Consider the following 16,920-nt stretch of genomic DNA (forward strand, 5'->3'; position numbering starts at 1 on the left):
TTTTATCGTCCTTGCGACTCGGCACTGAAGTCTCGGCTGGCCTGCACGAGCATGCGGGTGTAGTCGTGGCTGGCCAAGTCCTGGCTCAAGGCCTGGCTGTCCAGGCGCTCTACGATCCGCCCCTGCTGCATCACCGCAACCTTGTCGCACAGGTGGCTGACCACGCCCAGGTCGTGGGTCACCATCAGGTAGGTGAGCTTCTCTCGCTGACGCAGGTCCGCCAGCAGGTTGAGAATCTCAGCCTGCACCGAGACGTCGAGCGCCGAGGTGGGTTCATCCAGCAACAGCACGCGCGGTTCGAGGATCAGCGCCCGGGCAATCGCCACGCGCTGGCGCTGGCCGCCAGACAGCTGGTGCGGGTAGCGGTAGCGAAAGCTCTCGTTGAGGCCGACCTTGAGCAGAATGTCGTTGATGCGGTCATCCCGATCGCCCATGGCGTGGATGGTCAGCGGCTCGCGCAAGGCGGTGTCGAGGGTATGGCGCGGGTGCAACGAGCCATACGGGTCCTGGAAGACCATCTGCACCTTGCGAAAGTGCTCCTTGGGCAGCTTGTGCTGCAGCGCCACGCCGGCAATGCTCAGCGCCCCACTCCAATGCCGGTACTGCCCGGCCAGGCAGCGCAACACGGTGGTCTTGCCAGACCCCGACTCCCCCACCAGGCCGAACGACTCACCGTCTTCGACCCTCAAGTCGACGTCGTGCAGCACCTGGTTGAGCGCCGCGCCGACGCCAAAGCTCAGGTTCAGCGATTGTGCTTGGATCATGGACATCGTCAGTACCTCAGCAAGTCAGCCAGTGGGGGTCGCGCTGCAACACCGGCAAGCGCGGGCGGCGGTTGTCCATGCTCGGCAAGGCTGCCAGCAGGCCACGGGTGTAAGGGTGTTCGGCGTAGTGCAGGTCGCAGGCGGCAAGCGATTCGACCACCCGCCCGGCATACATCACCAGCACCCGATCGCAGTAATTGCGCACCAGGTTGAGGTCGTGACTGACGAAGATCAGCCCCATCTGCTGCTCGACCACCAGCTCTTCGAGCACGTTGAGCACCTGCTGGCGCACCGACACGTCGAGCGCTGAAGTCGGCTCGTCGGCGATGATCACCTCCGGGTTGGTGATCACCATCATGGCGATCATGATGCGCTGGCCCATGCCGCCGCTGACTTCATGCGGGTACAGGTTGTAGACCCGCTGCGGGTCGCGGATATGCACCTTCTCCAGCATCAGCAGCACCCGCTCGCGGGCCTCGCTGCGGCTGGCCTTGTGGTGCGCAAGATAAGCCTCGGCGATCTGCTCGCCGACCTTGACCACCGGGTTGAGCGAGTACTTGGGGTCTTGCATGATCATCGAAATGCGCTGGCCGCGGATCTTCTGCATGGCCTTTTCGCTGGCACCGAGCAGGTCGACATCGCCGAACTGCAGGGCCTTGGCAGTAATCTGCGTGCTGGCCGGGTGCAGTTTGAGCAGGCTGCGCCCGACCGTGGACTTGCCCGAACCGGACTCACCGACAATGGCAAGCTTCTCGCGGCCCAAGGTGAACGACACATCGCGTACCGCGTGCATTTCTTTCTTGCCATTGACGAAACGCACGTTGAGCGAATCGACATTGAGTTTGAGCGTCGACATGAAACCTCCCGTTATTCGCTACGTGGATCGAGAATGTCCCGCAGGCCATCGCCCAACAGGTTGAACGCCAGGCTCACCAGCATGATTGCCGCGCCAGGTACCGCGACCAGCCACCAGCATTCGAGCATGTAGCGCCGGCCGGTGGAGATCATCGCGCCCCACTCCGGCAGCGGTGCCTGCGCACCCAGGCCGAGGAATCCCAGGGCCGCAGCGGTGAGGATGATCCCGGCCATGTTCATGGTCAGGCGGATGATCACCGATGACAGGCACATCGGCACGATGTGGCGCAGGATGATCCGCGTCGACGAGGCCCCCTGCAGTTCCACCGCGACCACGAAGTCGGCCTTGCGCAGCGACAGGGTCTCGGCCCGCGCCAGGCGTGCGATCGGTGGCCACGAGGTCAGGGCGATGGCGACCACCGCATGCTCAAGGCCAGGGCCAAGGGCGGCAATGAAGGCCAGCGCCAGCACCAAGCTGGGGAACGAAATGAAGATGTCGGTGATACGCATGAACACCGTGTCGACGATGCCACCGAAGTAGCCCGACACGGTGCCGATGAACAGCCCGATCGGGCCGACGATGACGGTCACCAGGGTAATGATGTAGAGGGTGATGCGTGAGCCGTAGACCAGCCGGCTGAAAATGTCGCGGCCGTATTCGTCGGTGCCGAACCAGTGTGCGGCGCCCGGTGCCTGCAAGGCATTGGCGAGGTTCTGCACCACCGGGTCGTGGGTGGCGATCCACGGCGCGAAGGCGGCCACCACCACCAACAGCAAGGCAACCAGCAGGCCGGCCAGGGTCATCGGGTTGCGCAGCAGGTGGCGCAGCACCCGCAGGCTGCTCTTGTACAACGCGTCGAAGCTCGAAGCCGGCGAATGGTCAGCCTGTGGCTTGGCGCTTGTTCCGGTATCAGAAATATTGGCAATCATCGGCATGCTCTCAACGTTGCTTGTAGACGCCCAGGTAGCGGGTCGCTTCGGCGTCATCGCCGGTAAAGCCCTTGATGTCCAGCGCACTCACGGCGGTGTCGGTCATCTGCGAGATCATCATGATCGGCCCGGCCTGTTCGTCGTAACGCTGCTGCGCCTGGTGGTACAGGTTCAGGCGCTTGTCTGCATCGCGTTCGACCCCGGCCCGGTCGATCAGCGTATTGAGCTGTTGATCGAAGAACGACGCCCGCCAACCCTGGAAGTTGGGCAGGCCGGCGCTGTCGCTGTTGTCCGGGTTGTAAGCGAAGGTGCGCAGGCTGAAATACGGATGCGGATAGCGCTCGGCACCGCGGGCCACGATCATCTCGAAATTGCGCGCACGCATGGCGCCATACACCTGGTTGCCGGTGCCGGTGACGATGTTGGCGGTGATACCGCCCTCGGCCAGGGTCGCCTGCATGCGCGCGGCAATGTCGATGAAGGGCGGCTCGGACAAGGTGCGAATGGTGGTGGTGAACCCTTGCGGGTAGCCGGCTTCGCTCAGCAGCGCCTTGGCCTTGGCCACGTCGAGCGTGTAGCCAGGATCGGGCAGGCGGGCTTGCAGGCCCAGCTGCATCGGCTGCTGGTTGAGCGTGCCGTAATGCGGCATCACCTGCTGGTCGATGCCCTGGTAGTCGATCAAATTGCGCACCGCTTCGCGGACCTTGCGGTTGGCGAACTCGGGTTGCTTCATGCTCATCGCCACGTAGTACATCGTGCCGCGTTGCAGCGGCTGCACCTGCAGCCTGGCAGCGCTCTCGATGGCCTTGATGTCGGGCGCGGCCATGCCGTACGCCAGGTCGAGGTCGCCACGTTCGAGCATCAGGCGCAGCGATTGCGACTCGGTCATGTGCCGCACCAGCACCCGCTTCATCTTGGCCGGGCCCGCCCAGTAGCCGTCGAAGCGGGTCATCACCAGTGCGTCGTTGGCGCTCCACTTGCTCAGCGTGAACGGGCCGCTGCCGGCCTCGTTGGTCACCAGCCAGGCCGCGCCGAGATCGCCATTCTTTTCGTGCTTGAGCACAGCCAGGCGGTCGACGACCACCGCGCTGGGTGACGTCGCCAACGAATCGATCAGCAGCAGCGGGGCCGCCGGCTGAGGCAGGTTGACCACCAGGGTGTGAGCGTCGCTGGCGCGGATCAGCCCCTGGATGTTGTCGGCGCTGTAGCCATAGGCCTTCCAGGTGGTGGCTAGGCCATAGTTGAGTTTCATCACGCGGTACAGCGACCAGGCCACGTCTTCGGCCGTCAGCGGGTTGCCGGAGTGAAACGTGACGTCGCTGCGCAGGTGGAAGGTAATCTGCTGGCCGTCTTCGCTGATCTCCCAGCGTTCGGCCAGCTGCGGCAGGTGCTGTTCCGGATTGCCCTGGTCGCGCTTGACCAGCGTGTCATAGAGATTGGCATTGACGCCCGAGGCGTCCAGGCCGGGAGCGTTGGCCGGGTCGATGGAAAACAGGTTGACCATGCTCATGCCGATGATCAACTGGTCCGCAGGGGTCTTGGCCTGTACCGCAGCCATGGGCGCCAGTACCAACGCCATGCCCAGCAGGCTCATGTGCAGGGGGGAACGTAAAGTCTTCATTGAGCGTCCTTCTTTTTATAATTGTTCACGCTGACCCCGCAGGGCTCAGCGGGTCCTTGGATCGAACACCTTGTACAGGGCATCACTGATCAGGTTGAGGGCGACGAAGATCAGGCCGATCACCAGCACGCAGCCCATCACCGCGTTCATGTCCCCCAGCAGCAAGCTGCTGGTGAGGTACTGGCCAAAGCCGGGCCAGGCGAACACCGTCTCGATCAATACCGCACCTTCGAGCAGTGAGCCGTAGGCCAGGGCCACCACCGTCAGCAGTTGCACCAGGATGTTGCGAAAGGCGTGGTTCCACACCACCTGGCGCCGCGACAGGCCCTTGACCCGTGCGGTGATGATGTATTCCTGGGACAACTGCTCGAGCATGAAACTGCGGGTCATGCGGCTGATGTAGGCCACCGAGTTCAGGCCAAGGATCAGCCCAGGCAGGACGATGTGCCGCACAGCGCTGCTGAAGGCTTCCCAGTCGCCGGCAAGCGCCGTGTCGATCAGCAGCAGGCCGGTGACGTCCGGCACCATGCCGTCATAGGCCAGGTCGATCCGCCCTGCCCCGCCAGCCCAGCCGAGCCAGGCGTAGAACACCAGCAGGCCCATCATGCCGACCCAGAAGATCGGCGTGGAATAGCCGAACAGGGTGATGACCCGCGCCACATGGTCGCCGACTCGTCCCTGGTTGCTGGCCGCGACCACGCCCAGCGGCAGGCCGATAAGGATGCCGAACAGGATCGCCAGGGTGGCCAGCTCAATGGTCGCCGGGAACACCCGCCTGATGTCATCGAGCACCGGGTGGCCGGTGAGCAGCGCATTGCCGAAATCACCGTGCAGCAGGTCGTTCAGGTACAGCCCGAACTGGGTCCAGATCGGTTTGTCCAGGCCCATGGCCCGGTACACCTGGTCGTAGGTTGAGCTATCGGCATCCGGCCCGACCACGGCCAGCACCGGGTCCAGCGGCATCACCCGGCCGATGAAAAAGGTCAGCGCCAGCAGGCCAAGCAAGGTCACCAGCACCGTGCTGGCACGGCGCGCCGCGGCAGAGACACGCGGGCCCATCACAGAGGCAGTCGAAAGCAACATAACAAGCTCCTGAAAAAACGTTCAGCAAACACCGAGGCGCGCACCGCTCATCGCGACTTGTAGACGTCTTTATAACGGGTGGTGGCCGCGCTGTGGGCCTGATAGTTCTGTACATCGTGGTACAGCACCACGGTGTCGGTCATCTGCGAGATCGGCAGAATCGCCCCCACCTGCGCGTCCAGGCTTTGTTGGATCTGCTGGTACTGGGCCTGCTGCCGGGCCTTGTCGGGCTCGACTTCGGCCTGCTCGATCAGGCTGTTCAACTCAGGGCTGTAGAACGACGTGCGCCAGCCCTGGAAGTTGCTGAGCTTGGCTTCGTCGCGGTTGTCGGGGTTGTACACCAGGGTGCGCAGGCTTGAATGCGGATGCCGCTCGGCCCCGCCGCCGCCGCGGCCGACCAGGATGTCGAAGCTGCGCTCGCGCATGGCGCCGTAGATCTGGTTGCCGGTGCCGGTGACGATGGTTGCTTGGATGCCGGCCTGGGCCAGGGTCGCCTGCAGGCTGGAGGCGATGTTGATGAACGGCGGCTCGGTCAGTACACGAATGGTGGTCTTGAAGCCGTTGGGGTAACCCGCCTCGGCCAGGAGCTTTTTCGCCTGCTCCACGTTCAGCGTGTAGCCCGGATCATCCAGGCGTGCCGGCAATCCCAGCGGCAGCGGGCGCTGGTTGAGCTGCCCATAGTGCGGCATGACCGTCTGGTTGATGCCCTGGTAGTCGATCAGCGCACGCACGGCCTGGCGCACGCGGGCGTCGTCGTAAGGCTTGTTCTTGACGCTCAGCGCCACGTAGTAGAGGGTGCCGCGCTGCACGGTCTGGGTACGCACCTGGTCGGATGTTTCCAGTGCCTCGATGTCCGGTGCCGACATGCCCTTGGCCAGGTCCAGGTCGCCACGCTCGACCATCAGGCGCAACGACTGCGACTCGGTCATGTTGCGCATGACTACGCGCTTGAGCTTGGCCGGGCCACCCCAATACCCGTCGAAACGGCTCATCAGGATCACATCGTTGGCGCGCCAGTCATTGAGGATGAACGGGCCACTGCCGGCCGCATGGGTGGTCAGCCAGGCGCCCCCCATGTCGTTGCCCTTCTGGTGCTGCTGGACGATCTTGCGGTCGAGAATGAATGCGCTGGGCGAAGTGGCCAGGGTATTGAGCAGCAACAGCGGGTCGGTCGGGCGCGGCAGCTCGACCACGAAGGTGTGTTCATCCACGGCGCGCAGGTACTGGTCGACGTTGCCGGCGGTGAAGCCGTAAGCCTTCCAGGTCGAGGCCAGCGCCAGGTTGAGCTTGAGCACGCGCTGCAGCGACCAGGCGACGTCTTCGGCACTCAGCGTATTGCCGGACTGGAACTTGACGCCCTGGCGCAGGTTGAACGTGAGGGTCTTGCGGTCATCGCTGACCTGCCAGCGCTCGGCCAGTGCCGGCAGCAGCTGGTCCGGGTTGCTGGCATCCTGAACCAGCAGCATGTCGTAGAGGTTGGCATTGACCTCCGAGACATCCAGCCCCGTGGCAGCAGCGGGGTCCAGCGACAGCAGGTTGATCATGCTCATGCCGACGATCAGCTGGTCGGCCGGGGTTTTTGCGAAAGCAGCAGGTACCGAGGTCATCGCCAGCGACGCAGCCAGGACCCCCGCCCAGAATGTGGGGAGTACGCTCATGTGAGATTGCCTTTTTATAGTTATTGGACTCTCGGGCGGCCCGCTGTCAGGCGGGCCGCCATGCACGAATCAGAAGCTGTGCAGCGTGTTGGTCTCGACGTAGTCGAAGTCGATCTCCTCGCCCAGGCCAGGTAGATCGGACAGGTGCACGAAGCCGTCTTCATCCATCGGGTCGACCAGGCGCTTGAGGTACGCCGGCACCTCGTCATAGTTAAGGAACGGGTGCAGCAGGCCGCGCTCGTACCAGGTGCAGTTCTTGATCGCGCCGACCACCGCCAGGTTGGCCGCGCCGTTGCCATGGATCTCGCAGTTCATGCCGAACGACTCGGCCATGTGCGCCACCTTCAGGCACGGTGAGATGCCTCCCACACCGGCGACCCCCGCGCGCAGGATGTCACAGACATCGTTCTTCACCCAGCTGGCCCGGCTCAGGTGCTTGCCGCCCAGGCTCTCCGGCCCCAGCACCGGAATGTCCAGCTGCCCGGCCAGCCAGGCATAGGATTCGGCAGAGTCCTCCATCATCGGTTCTTCGAACCAGGTGAAGTCGAGTTTTTCCAGGGCCCGGCCGATGGTCAGGGCTTCGGTGCGGCTGTACCAGTGATAGCCATCGATCATCAGCGCGATGTCCGGGCCGACGGCCTCGCGCACGGCGGCGCAGGCCTTGATGTCCATGCTCACGCTGGGCGCAAACGACACCGGTGGCATCCAGGTGTGCAGCTTGATCGCCTTGTAGCCGCGCTTGACCAGGGTCTCGGCAAAGCGGCCGTACTCGTCCGGGGTCGACAAGCCACCTTCGAGTTCATCGCCACACATGGTCGAGCCGTAGGCAGGCACCTTGTCGCGGTAGCCGCCAATCAGCTTGTGCACCGGCAGGTTCAGCTTGCGCCCGGCCCAGTCCCACAGCGCCTGCTCGACCAGCGCCAGAGCACGGTCGGTCAACTGGCTGGCACTGCCGCGCTGCCAGTGCGCGAGATCGTGCCAGATCTTTTCCCGGTCGAAGGCGTTGGCGCCAACCAGCACCTTGCGCACGAAGCCGTCGAGCACATACGGGCGGATCAGTTCAGGGGCGCCCAACGCATACCCTTCGTTGCCGCACTCGGTGCGGATGCGCAGCAACGCCATCTGGGCCTGGGTCACATCGCCCGGGTGGGCATGGCCCGCGCTGTCGACGGCGCGGCGTGTGGGGTAGGAAAAAACCTGGACGTTTACGGCGGTGATGATCATGGACGTCTGAGCCTTCTTATTGGATTTGTGGCGGGTGAGTCACGCTCTGGCAGTGATCCTACGTCATCATACAACTTTTGAAAAGCACCCCTTGTAATCTTTCAAAAACTGTCTGATTAGCTCACAGTTTCGCCTTTTCTTGCCCACTCGAAACCAACACACCTAGCAAGATAAGCTTGTAAGCAGCTTCTTAGAGGCGTCATGTCACGTCATCCGACAACATCACATAAAATCGTAGACAACCACCATGTCGTACGATAACTTACGAAAAAGTTCGCCCAGGAGCCCTACCCACCCCTACCGACCCGACGCTGACGCTGCACCTCATAACGACCTCAACAAAAACAAAAAAAGAAGATCGCATGAACACCACACTCCGCCTGCTCGTTGCTGTCAGTACCCTCGGCCTGTCGTTCCATGCCTGCGCGGACTCGGCCAGCATCAACTACCGCCACGGTTACACCGAAGACGACAGCATCCACTCCGACCGGATCAAGCTCAGTTACAGGAAGGACAGCGGCCTGGGTTTCGCCGCCGAGATCAAATACAAGACTGCGGGCGATCGTGAAGACGTCGCCTACGACAACATGGTCAACAACGGCCATGAGTTCACCGTGGACTACAACTACAAGCTCAGCCCACGCTCGACGCTGACGCCCGCGTTCCAGATGGACAGCTCCAAGGACTCCACCACCTACAAGTTCGGCCTCAAGTACAGCTACAAGCTCTCCGACACCTGGTACGCCGCGGGCCGCGTGCGCCAGGATGCGCGCAGCCTCGACCGCGACCAGGTCGATCATTCCTGGGCCGACCGCGCCAAGGACAACCAGAACACCACACGCCTGGAAGGCTGGCTCGGCTATACGCCCAAAGGCCCTTGGGCGTTCGAGTACCAGTACATCCATTTCCAGACCGACTACATCCGCTACGACAACAAGAAAAGCGACTACGAGCAGAACATGATCATCAAGTACAAGCTCGACAAGCAGTGGGCGCCGTTCATGGAAATCGGTGACATCAAGGTCAATTCGTACACCGACGACCGTCAGGCCCGCTGGCGTGTCGGGGTCCAGTACAACTTCCTGTAAACCACGCTCCCAATAAAAAAGGCGTTCGTCATGACCACACCCTTGAGTAAACCCTTCAATCGCATCCTGCTGACCGGCGCCGCCGGCGGGCTGGGGCAGATCCTGCGCGATGCGCTGCAGGCGCACGCACAGGTCGTGCGCGCCTCGGACATCAGCGCGATGGCGCCAGCAGCTGGCGTGCATGAGGAAGTGTTCAGCTGCAACCTGGCCGACAAGGCCGCCGTTCTGGCGCTGGCCGAGGGCGTGGATGCCATCGTGCACATGGGCGGAATCTCGACCGAACGGGCATTCGAAGCCATTCTCGACGCCAACATCCGCGGCACCTTTCATATCTATGAAGCAGCGCGCAAGCACGGGATCAAGCGAGTGGTGTTCGCCAGCTCCAACCATGTGACCGGCTTCTATCCGCAGGACCAGCAACTGGATGCGCACGCCCCACGCCGCCCGGATTGCTATTACGGGTTGTCCAAGTCGTACGGTGAAGACCTCGCGACCTTCTACTACCACCGCTACGGCATCGAAACCGTGAGCCTGCGCATCGGCTCGTCGTTCCCCGAGCCGCGCAACCTGCGCATGCTGTCGACCTGGCTGAGCTACCCCGATCTGGTTCACCTGCTGGAGCGCGCCCTGCTTGCCGAGAACGTCGGCCACACCGTGGTCTATGGCGTCTCAGCCAACCGTGACCTCTGGTGGGACAACCGCTACGCCGCCCACCTGGGCTTCGACCCGCAAGACAGCTCCGAGCGTTTTCGTGCCCGCATGGAGCAAATGCCCAAGCCCGCGACCGATGATCCCAGCGCCCAGTTGCAAGGTGGCGCGTTCACTACCGCTGGCCCTTTTGGCGACTGAATCCGGAACCTGCCCATGATTGCCGAACTGATCATCGACGCACGCAATGCCACGGGCGAAAGCCCGGTCTGGCAAGCACAGGAAAACGCCCTCTACTGGGTGGACATCCCCGCCGGTCGTCTGCACCGCTGGCAACTGGACGGCCAGACCCAGTCCTGGCGGGCCGACCAGGTGCTCGCTTGCATTGCCCGCACCCCGCAGGGGCACTGGCTGGGCGCGCAACAAAGCGGGTTGTTCCGCCTCACGCCCCAGGCCGACGGCCGCCTGCATGCCGAACCCTGCGCCAGCGTCGAACACGCAAGGCCCGGCATGCGTTTCAACGACGGTCGCTGCGACCGCCAGGGCCGCTTCTGGGCGGGCACCCTGCAAAGCAGCCTGGCTGCCGACCAGGCCGGCGCACTGTACCGCTATGACCCAAAGCCAGATGGACCGGTGCAGGCCTTGCACGCCCAGTTGCAGGGCCTGAACGTGCCCAACGGCCTGGCGTTCAGCCCCGATGGCAAAACAATGTATCTGTCCGACTCGCACCCCAGCGTGCAGCTGATATGGGCCTTCGATTACGACATCGACAGCGGCACGCCGCACAACCGCCGGGTGTTCGTCGACATGAACCAGCATCCCGGGCGCCCCGATGGTGCAACGGTCGACGCCGATGGCTGCTACTGGATCTGCGCGATCGATGCCGGCCAGGTGCTGCGCTTCACGCCGCAAGGCCAACTGGACCGCGCGCTTGACGTTCCGGTGAAGAAACCGACCATGTGCGCATTCGGCGGCCCCAGGCTGGACACCTTGTTCGTGACCTCGATCCGCCCCCAGGGCATCGACCTGAGCGACCAACCACTGGCCGGTGGCGTATTTGCCCTCAACCCGGGGGCACAGGGCTTGCCTGAGGTGCAGACGCGCGCCTGATCACCCGGCATCCAGATGACTAAGCTAAATCCGCACGCTAGACTCCGAGCTTGAATATGACCGTAATCACTTCGTTTACCTGAAATATTCGGCAGTCACGCAGGCAGCCGGTATTCGCCATACCGGCAGGTGCCCATGACTTTGCAATCCCACGTCGACTTGACCAACTGTGGTCGAGACCCTGGACTGGGCCGGCGACCCCAACAAGACCTATGAAAGCGGCCCGCTGGGTGAACGCCTGACCCCTCGCAAGAGCTTTGCCGTGTGGAAACAGGCCGTGCACCAGCATTGCCTGCCCTGGAGCGAACAAGACCGCCAGTTCGGCGAAGCTATCCGCGCCGCGATCGTCGAGGTTGCCCTGCACAACAGCGAGCTGCTGGCCGATGAGCGTTCCCGATCGGACGTGCGCCAGCGGATGCTCAATGAAGAGCTCAACCACCGAGTCAAGAACATTCTCTCGCTGATCGGTGCCTTGGTCGCCCACCCGACTTCGGAGAACCAGACCCTCAACGGCTACGTGGCAACCCTGAAGGGACGTATCCAGGCGTTGTCTCTGGCCCACGACCAGGTCGTGCGAGGTGACGGTGGCGGACGTTTCTCCGCGCTGCTGGAAGCTGAGCTATCGCCTTACCGCACCTCGGCCGATGCACTCGAACTGTGGGGCCCCAACCTGCTCCTCGATGCCCGTGCCTTTTCCGTGCTGGCGCTGGTGCTGCACGAATTGGCGACCAACGCCGCCAAGTATGGTGCGCTGTCGCGGGCCGGCGGCAAGCTGTCGGTGACCTGGGTGGTCGATGCGGGGGGCGCTTGCGAAATCACCTGGTGCGAGAGCGGTGGGCCAACGGTGCGCCCGCCAACGCGCAGCGGCTTCGGCTCGGTACTGATCGAACGCAGCATTCCGTTCGATCTCGGCGGTAGCAGCAACCTTGAATACAGGCCCGAGGGCGTGTTTGGGCTGTTCAGGATTCCTGCCAAACACCTGACCTTGGTGGAAGACGCTGTTGCCGACGCAGCGCCGGTGGCGCAAACGCTACCGCAAGTGGACTACACGCGCCTGGTCGATGCTTGTGTGCTGATACTCGAAGACCAACTGGTGATTGCGGTCGGCCTTGAGCAGATTCTGGCCGATGCGCATGTAGAGGATGTCCTGACGGCAAGCTCCGAGGCAGAAACGATGAAGCTGCTGCTTGAGCGTAAACCGGATGTAGTAGTGCTGGACATCAACCTCGGTACCGGCACATCCATTGCCGTGGCCGAAGAACTCACCCGGCTAGACATCCCGTTCCTGTTCGCCACCGGCTATGGCGACAGCATCAGCATCCCCGGCCATTTGAAGCATGTGCCGGTGGTGCGCAAGCCCTATGATGCTGTCTCGATCCTGTCCAACCTGGAAAAGCTGCTTGCCTAGTGCGCTCTGCGACCTATTTCTCAGCGGTATAGCAGGGCATTGTGGGAGCGGGCTTTTCCCGCGAAGCAGACACCGCGCTGGATGGCACGGGCTTCGCCCGTGTTCGCGGGACAAGCCCGCTCCCACAGGAATTGCGCAACTCTTTAAATTTTGAGCAAGACAGTTGCTCCCACCGGGACCGCGCGAGCTTTTGAATTTTGAGCACAGGCGTCGCGCAGGGCTCTTACAACGCCTGGCCCTGCAAGATCAGATCAGCGCCCTTCTCCGCCACCATCAACACCGCAGCATGGGTATTGCCCGAGGTGACGTTGGGGAAGATCGACGCATCGACGATGCGCAACCCTTCCAAACCATGCACCTTGAGCCGCGTGTCCACCACCGAGGTCTGCTCGTCCGGCCCCATCGCGCACGAGCCGCACAGGTGGTAGATGGAACCGCAGTTCTCGCGGAAGTACGCCAGCATCTGCTCCTCGCTCTGTACGGCCGGCCCAGGCAGCACCTCTTCCACGGTGATGCCCTTGAGCGCCGGCGCCTGCATGATCTTGCGCATCAGCTGGCTGCCCTGGATCACCTCGTCGATATCCTTTTGCGTGGTCAGGTAGTTCGGGTCGATCAGCGCGGCATCGCGCGGGTTGGCCGAGGCGATCTCGACATGGCCACGGCTGGTCGGGCGGCAGGGGTTGAAGCACAGCAGGAAGCCTGAGTAAGGTTCCGGCTTGAGGCTGGCCTTGTTGTTCTTCGGGATCTGGTACGACAGCGGGTTGAAGTACAGCTGCAGGTTGGGGTTCTGCTCACCTTCGGCACCCCGGAAGAAACCGCCCGCCTGGTTGACGCTCATGGCCAGCGCGCCTTTGCGCGTCAGCAGGTATTGCAGGCCGAGCTTCATTTGCCCGAGCAGCGAGCTGAGCTGGTCGTTCAGGGTCGGGATATTGGCCTTGTAGTAATAGCTGACGCACAGGTGATCCTGCAGGTTGCGCCCCACGGCCGGCAATTGCTTGACCTGGGTGATGCCATGACGGTCGAGCAATGCCCGGTCGCCGACGCCGGACAGTTGCAGGATTTTCGGCGTATCCACCGCGCCCGCACACAGAATCACTTCCCTGCGCGCCGTGAAGGTGCGCGAAACCCCCTTCTGGCTGACCAGCACACCGGTGGCCCGCTGCCCCTCGAACACTACACGGTCTACCAGCGCATGATGCTCGACGGTCAGGTTCGGCCGCTGCAACGCCGGGTGCAGGTGCGCAAAACTGCTGGAGCAGCGCTGGCCATTACGGGTGTTGACGTCATAGATGCCCGCCCCTTCGAACGTCGGCCCGTTGAAGTCGTCGCTGCGCGGGTAGCCCAGCTCTTCGCAGCCCTTGAGAAACACGTCGCAGATCGGGTGCGTCTGGCCCTTCATCGGGGTGATGCTGATCGGGCCGGTGCCGCCGTGGTACTCGCTGTCGCCCAGCGGGTGGTTCTCCAGCTTGCGAAAGTACGGCAACACGTCCTTGAAGCCCCAACCCGGGTTGCCCTTGGCGGCCCAGTCATCGAAGTCGTGGGCCTGGCCGCGCACATAGATCATCGCATTGATCGAGCCCGAGCCGCCCTGCACCTTGCCGCGCGGTGCATACAATGCGCGCCCGCCAAGCTGCTGCTGCGGCTGGCTGTAGTACATCCAGTTGTAGGTCGGGTTGTAGTACATCTTGGCGAAGCCGACCGGGATCTTGAACCAGAACGAATCGTCCTTGCCGCCCGCCTCCAGCAGCAACACGGAATGCTTGCCCGAAGCGGACAGGCGGTTGGCCAGGATGCAACCGGCAGCACCCGCGCCGGCGATGATGTAGTCGTATGTCATGCAGGTTACCGCGTAAGTCGGGTTGAACGCCGCCCGATGCCGGGCGGCATCGGGTCAGCCTTTGGCCGGCGAGATGTCGCGCACGTCGGCTGGGGTCGGGGCCATCTGCAGGTGCAGGCGCTGGCCGGTGTACGGGGTGTGCTCGCGCACCACGTCCATGTTCAGCTCCACGCCCAGGCCAGGCTCGCTGGACGGGATGATGTAGCCGTCTTCCCACTGCAGCGGTTTGTTCAGCACCTGAGCGTGGAAGCCGCCCCAGGTCTCGATGCTTTCCTGGATCAGGAAGTTCGGCGTGCAGGCCGCCAGCTGGAAGCTGGCCGCTGCGCCGATCGGGCCGTTGTACAGGTGCGGGGCGATCTGCGCGTAGTACACCTCGGCCAGGCTGGCGATCTTCTTCGCCTCCAGCAGTCCGCCGCAGCGCGCCACGTTCATCTGCAGAATCGAGGCGCCGCCGGCCTGCAGCAGCTTGAAGAACTCATATTTGGTGGTCAGCCGCTCGCCGGTGGCGATGGGGATGCTGGTCTTGCCGGCGACCTGGGCCATGGCGTCTTCCTGCCCTGGCGGGATGGGCTCCTCGAACCATAGCGGGTCGTACTTTTCCAGGCGCTTGGCCAGGCGGATGGCCGAGGACGGCACCATTTGCCCATGGGTGCCGAACAGCAGGTCGCACTTGTCGCCGACTGCTTCGCGGATCTTGCGGCAGAAGGTTTCACAGCGCTCCAGCACCTCCAGCGAGATCTGGTGCCCCGAGTAAGCGGTATACGGCCCGGCCGGGTCGAATTTCACGGCGGTAAAGCCCTTGTTCATGTTCTGCACGGCGCACTCGGCGGCCAGGTCCGGGTCGTCGTAGTCGTACTCGCCCTGGCTGTTGACCGGGTACAGGTAGGTGTAGGAGCGCAGGCGCTCATGCACCTTGCCGCCCAGCAACTCGTAGACCGGCTTGTTCGCCGCCTTGCCGATGATGTCCCAGCAGGCCATCTCCAGGCCGCTGACCACACCCATCATGGTCAGGTCCGGGCGCTGGGTGAAGCCACTGGAGTAGGCCTGGCGGAAGAAACGCTCGATGTGGTGCGGGTCCTGGTCGAGCAGGTAACGCTCGAACACGTCCTCGATGATCGGCAGCATGGCCTTGGGGCCGAAGGTTGCGGCGTAGATCTCGCCGACGCCTTCGATGCCGCAGTCGGTACGCAGCTTGACGAACAGCCAGTACATGCCACCAATGTGCGGTGGCGGGACGGCGACGATATGGGTTTCAAGGGCGACGATTTTCATCTCAGGCACCTGTGTTCTGAAGGGATGCTTTGCGGTTTACCCGGGCGCGCAGTGCCACTGCCGCCAGGGTGCCAATCAGCCCCACGCTGCCGACGTAGCCGAAATAGAGCTTGTAGCCGAGGGCGCCTGGGAAATGTTCGGTGAGGTAGCCGTTGATCAACGGAATGAAGGCATCGGGCAAGTAGCCGATCACCGAGACGATGCCGATGGCAAGGCCGGTGATGCGCAGCGGGATGTCGCAGGTATCCAGGATCGCCCAGTACAGGCCACGGATGGCGTAGGTCATCAGGCCGATGAAGATCACCGTGGCGATCAGCAGACCCAGGCTGTTCAGCGCCGGGAACAGGATCAGCCCGAACACCCCGAGGGACGCCAGCAGCATGGCGACGATCAACACCGAGACATTGCTGAACTTGTCGCCCAGCCAGCCGCCACCGATCCCGCCAATAGGCCGCATCCACAGCTTGATGGTGGTGATGGTGCCGGCCATTACGGCGGTCATGCCGCTGCCTTGCAGGTAATCGGAGAAGCTGTAGGTGGCCCAGAAGATGTGGTAGCCGCAGAACACGATGGCGGTCACCAGCCAGAGTTCGGGGATTCTCACCAGGGTCGCCAGGTCGGCCAGCAGGTTGAACCTGCCCTTCTCAACCGGCTCGGTCGCTTCCATGGACTTGGGGTCCTTGAGCAGCACCAACACGGAACCAATGGCCATACAGGTGAAGGAGTACAGATAGACCACCTGACGGAAGCCCTCGGCCGCCGATTCCCCACGCGTCTCGGTCGCCAGCGCGAACAGGGCCAGCGCCACGGTCGCCAGCAACGCTTCAACCAGGCCACGGCCACCGTCGAGGATACCGAAGAAGCGGCCCTGCTCGGAATGCCGGGCGATCATCTTCACCCGCTTGAGCACCGAGGCCCAGAACGTCAGGCCTGTGGTCAGGCCCCAGCAACCGAAGATCACCAGCAGCGACGACATGCCCGGCGCGGTGGAATACCACAGCCCCAGGGCACCAGTGGCCACCAGCGAGAAGAAGATCAGAAAGCGTGGCGCAATGCGGTCGGCCAGCCAGCCGCTGGGCAGGTAGCTGAGCAGGAAGATCGTACCGAGCATGGAATACAGGTAGCCCAGCTCGCTGTGGTTGATCTGGAACACCTCCAGCATGGTGGTCTGATAGACCTGGCGCAGGTAGAGGATCGGGTAGATGGCGCCAGCGGCGAGCACCAGCAGCAGGAGTTGGAAATAGCGACTTCCCTTGTCGCTGTTGCCCTGGGCAAGGGCGGCAGAACCCTGAACAGCGGCAGCATTGGCAGCATGCTTGGACATGGATGAGGCCTCGGGCAGCCCGCACTACGGGCCTGCCTGTTGATTGTTTTTATTGGGGGTGAAACGGCTGCACGCGTGCGTACAGCTTGCTACGTGCC

At 63.1% G+C, this 16,920-nt stretch carries 13 protein-coding genes and 1 pseudogene; 4 read left to right on the top strand and 10 right to left on the bottom strand.

Going from position 1 to position 16,920, the window contains the following annotated elements; genetic code table 11:
- Positions 1 to 2: 2 nt before the first annotated feature.
- The 7 genes from ACZ6YA_RS10980 to ACZ6YA_RS11010 all read right to left on the bottom strand — a co-directional run bounded on the left by ACZ6YA_RS10980 (position 3) and on the right by ACZ6YA_RS11010 (position 8,135).
- Positions 3 to 770: an ABC transporter ATP-binding protein gene (locus ACZ6YA_RS10980; protein ID WP_465897131.1), complete on the bottom strand. Its 768-nt coding sequence runs from the start codon at positions 768 to 770 to the stop codon at positions 3 to 5.
- A gap of 10 nt (positions 771 to 780) precedes the next feature.
- Positions 781 to 1,620: an ABC transporter ATP-binding protein gene (locus ACZ6YA_RS10985; RefSeq protein WP_465897132.1), complete on the bottom strand. Its 840-nt coding sequence runs from the start codon at positions 1,618 to 1,620 to the stop codon at positions 781 to 783.
- Positions 1,621 to 1,631: 11 nt separating this feature from the next.
- Complete coding sequence (locus tag ACZ6YA_RS10990; protein WP_465897133.1) at positions 1,632 to 2,549, bottom strand: ABC transporter permease; 918 nt, start codon at positions 2,547 to 2,549, stop codon at positions 1,632 to 1,634.
- Between the two features lie 10 nt (positions 2,550 to 2,559).
- A complete protein-coding gene (locus tag ACZ6YA_RS10995; protein WP_465897134.1) occupies positions 2,560 to 4,170 on the bottom strand; it encodes an ABC transporter substrate-binding protein in 1,611 nt (536 codons plus the stop codon).
- A 45-nt stretch (positions 4,171 to 4,215) separates the two neighbouring features.
- Positions 4,216 to 5,253 (bottom strand): ABC transporter permease, encoded by a 1,038-nt coding sequence (locus ACZ6YA_RS11000; RefSeq protein WP_465897135.1) that lies wholly within the window; start codon positions 5,251 to 5,253, stop codon positions 4,216 to 4,218.
- 47 nt (positions 5,254 to 5,300) lie between these two features.
- Entirely contained in the window at positions 5,301 to 6,911 is a 1,611-nt protein-coding gene (locus ACZ6YA_RS11005; protein WP_465897136.1) for an ABC transporter substrate-binding protein, read from the bottom strand.
- A gap of 69 nt (positions 6,912 to 6,980) precedes the next feature.
- Positions 6,981 to 8,135: a mandelate racemase family protein gene (locus ACZ6YA_RS11010; protein WP_465897137.1), complete on the bottom strand. Its 1,155-nt coding sequence runs from the start codon at positions 8,133 to 8,135 to the stop codon at positions 6,981 to 6,983.
- A 362-nt stretch (positions 8,136 to 8,497) separates the two neighbouring features.
- Between ACZ6YA_RS11010 and ACZ6YA_RS11015 the strand changes: the two genes are divergently transcribed.
- From ACZ6YA_RS11015 to ACZ6YA_RS11030, 4 genes and pseudogenes are all read left to right on the top strand, one after another.
- The gene (locus tag ACZ6YA_RS11015) at positions 8,498 to 9,223 is read left to right on the top strand and encodes an oligogalacturonate-specific porin KdgM family protein (RefSeq protein WP_465897138.1); all 726 of its coding nucleotides are present in this window, start codon (positions 8,498 to 8,500) and stop codon (positions 9,221 to 9,223) included.
- 30 nt (positions 9,224 to 9,253) lie between these two features.
- Positions 9,254 to 10,072 (top strand): NAD-dependent epimerase/dehydratase family protein, encoded by an 819-nt coding sequence (locus tag ACZ6YA_RS11020; RefSeq protein WP_465897139.1) that lies wholly within the window; start codon positions 9,254 to 9,256, stop codon positions 10,070 to 10,072.
- Between the two features lie 15 nt (positions 10,073 to 10,087).
- Entirely contained in the window at positions 10,088 to 10,981 is an 894-nt protein-coding gene (locus ACZ6YA_RS11025; RefSeq protein ID WP_465897140.1) for an SMP-30/gluconolactonase/LRE family protein, read from the top strand.
- Between the two features lie 169 nt (positions 10,982 to 11,150).
- Positions 11,151 to 12,389 (top strand): annotated as a pseudogene (locus ACZ6YA_RS11030) (HWE histidine kinase domain-containing protein); the annotation flags it as partial.
- Between the two features lie 223 nt (positions 12,390 to 12,612).
- Here ACZ6YA_RS11030 and ACZ6YA_RS11035 read toward each other — a convergent pair.
- From ACZ6YA_RS11035 to ACZ6YA_RS11045, 3 genes are read right to left on the bottom strand one after another with little or no spacing between them, the layout of a single operon-like run.
- A complete protein-coding gene (locus ACZ6YA_RS11035) occupies positions 12,613 to 14,226 on the bottom strand; it encodes a GMC family oxidoreductase (RefSeq protein WP_465897141.1) in 1,614 nt (537 codons plus the stop codon).
- Positions 14,227 to 14,280: 54 nt separating this feature from the next.
- The gene (locus ACZ6YA_RS11040) at positions 14,281 to 15,498 is read right to left on the bottom strand and encodes a mandelate racemase/muconate lactonizing enzyme family protein (protein WP_465897142.1); all 1,218 of its coding nucleotides are present in this window, start codon (positions 15,496 to 15,498) and stop codon (positions 14,281 to 14,283) included.
- A 1-nt stretch (position 15,499) separates the two neighbouring features.
- Complete coding sequence (locus tag ACZ6YA_RS11045; RefSeq protein WP_465897143.1) at positions 15,500 to 16,822, bottom strand: MFS transporter; 1,323 nt, start codon at positions 16,820 to 16,822, stop codon at positions 15,500 to 15,502.
- Positions 16,823 to 16,920 lie beyond the last annotated feature (98 nt).

Source organism: Pseudomonas sp. NPDC090752, assembly GCF_055584805.1.

What these genes read in the sequence shown, in the direction of transcription:
- ACZ6YA_RS10980 (WP_465897131.1), bottom strand. Translation starts at nt 770, where the DNA reads ATGTCCATGATCCAAGCACAATCGCTGAACCTGAGCTTTGGCGTCGGC.
- ACZ6YA_RS10985 (WP_465897132.1), bottom strand. Translation starts at nt 1,620, where the DNA reads ATGTCGACGCTCAAACTCAATGTCGATTCGCTCAACGTGCGTTTCGTC.
- ACZ6YA_RS10990 (WP_465897133.1), bottom strand. Translation starts at nt 2,549, where the DNA reads ATGATTGCCAATATTTCTGATACCGGAACAAGCGCCAAGCCACAGGCT.
- ACZ6YA_RS10995 (WP_465897134.1), bottom strand. Translation starts at nt 4,170, where the DNA reads ATGAAGACTTTACGTTCCCCCCTGCACATGAGCCTGCTGGGCATGGCG.
- ACZ6YA_RS11000 (WP_465897135.1), bottom strand. Translation starts at nt 5,253, where the DNA reads ATGTTGCTTTCGACTGCCTCTGTGATGGGCCCGCGTGTCTCTGCCGCG.
- ACZ6YA_RS11005 (WP_465897136.1), bottom strand. Translation starts at nt 6,911, where the DNA reads ATGAGCGTACTCCCCACATTCTGGGCGGGGGTCCTGGCTGCGTCGCTG.
- ACZ6YA_RS11010 (WP_465897137.1), bottom strand. Translation starts at nt 8,135, where the DNA reads ATGATCATCACCGCCGTAAACGTCCAGGTTTTTTCCTACCCCACACGC.
- ACZ6YA_RS11015 (WP_465897138.1), top strand. Translation starts at nt 8,498, where the DNA reads ATGAACACCACACTCCGCCTGCTCGTTGCTGTCAGTACCCTCGGCCTG.
- ACZ6YA_RS11020 (WP_465897139.1), top strand. Translation starts at nt 9,254, where the DNA reads ATGACCACACCCTTGAGTAAACCCTTCAATCGCATCCTGCTGACCGGC.
- ACZ6YA_RS11025 (WP_465897140.1), top strand. Translation starts at nt 10,088, where the DNA reads ATGATTGCCGAACTGATCATCGACGCACGCAATGCCACGGGCGAAAGC.
- ACZ6YA_RS11035 (WP_465897141.1), bottom strand. Translation starts at nt 14,226, where the DNA reads ATGACATACGACTACATCATCGCCGGCGCGGGTGCTGCCGGTTGCATC.
- ACZ6YA_RS11040 (WP_465897142.1), bottom strand. Translation starts at nt 15,498, where the DNA reads ATGAAAATCGTCGCCCTTGAAACCCATATCGTCGCCGTCCCGCCACCG.
- ACZ6YA_RS11045 (WP_465897143.1), bottom strand. Translation starts at nt 16,822, where the DNA reads ATGTCCAAGCATGCTGCCAATGCTGCCGCTGTTCAGGGTTCTGCCGCC.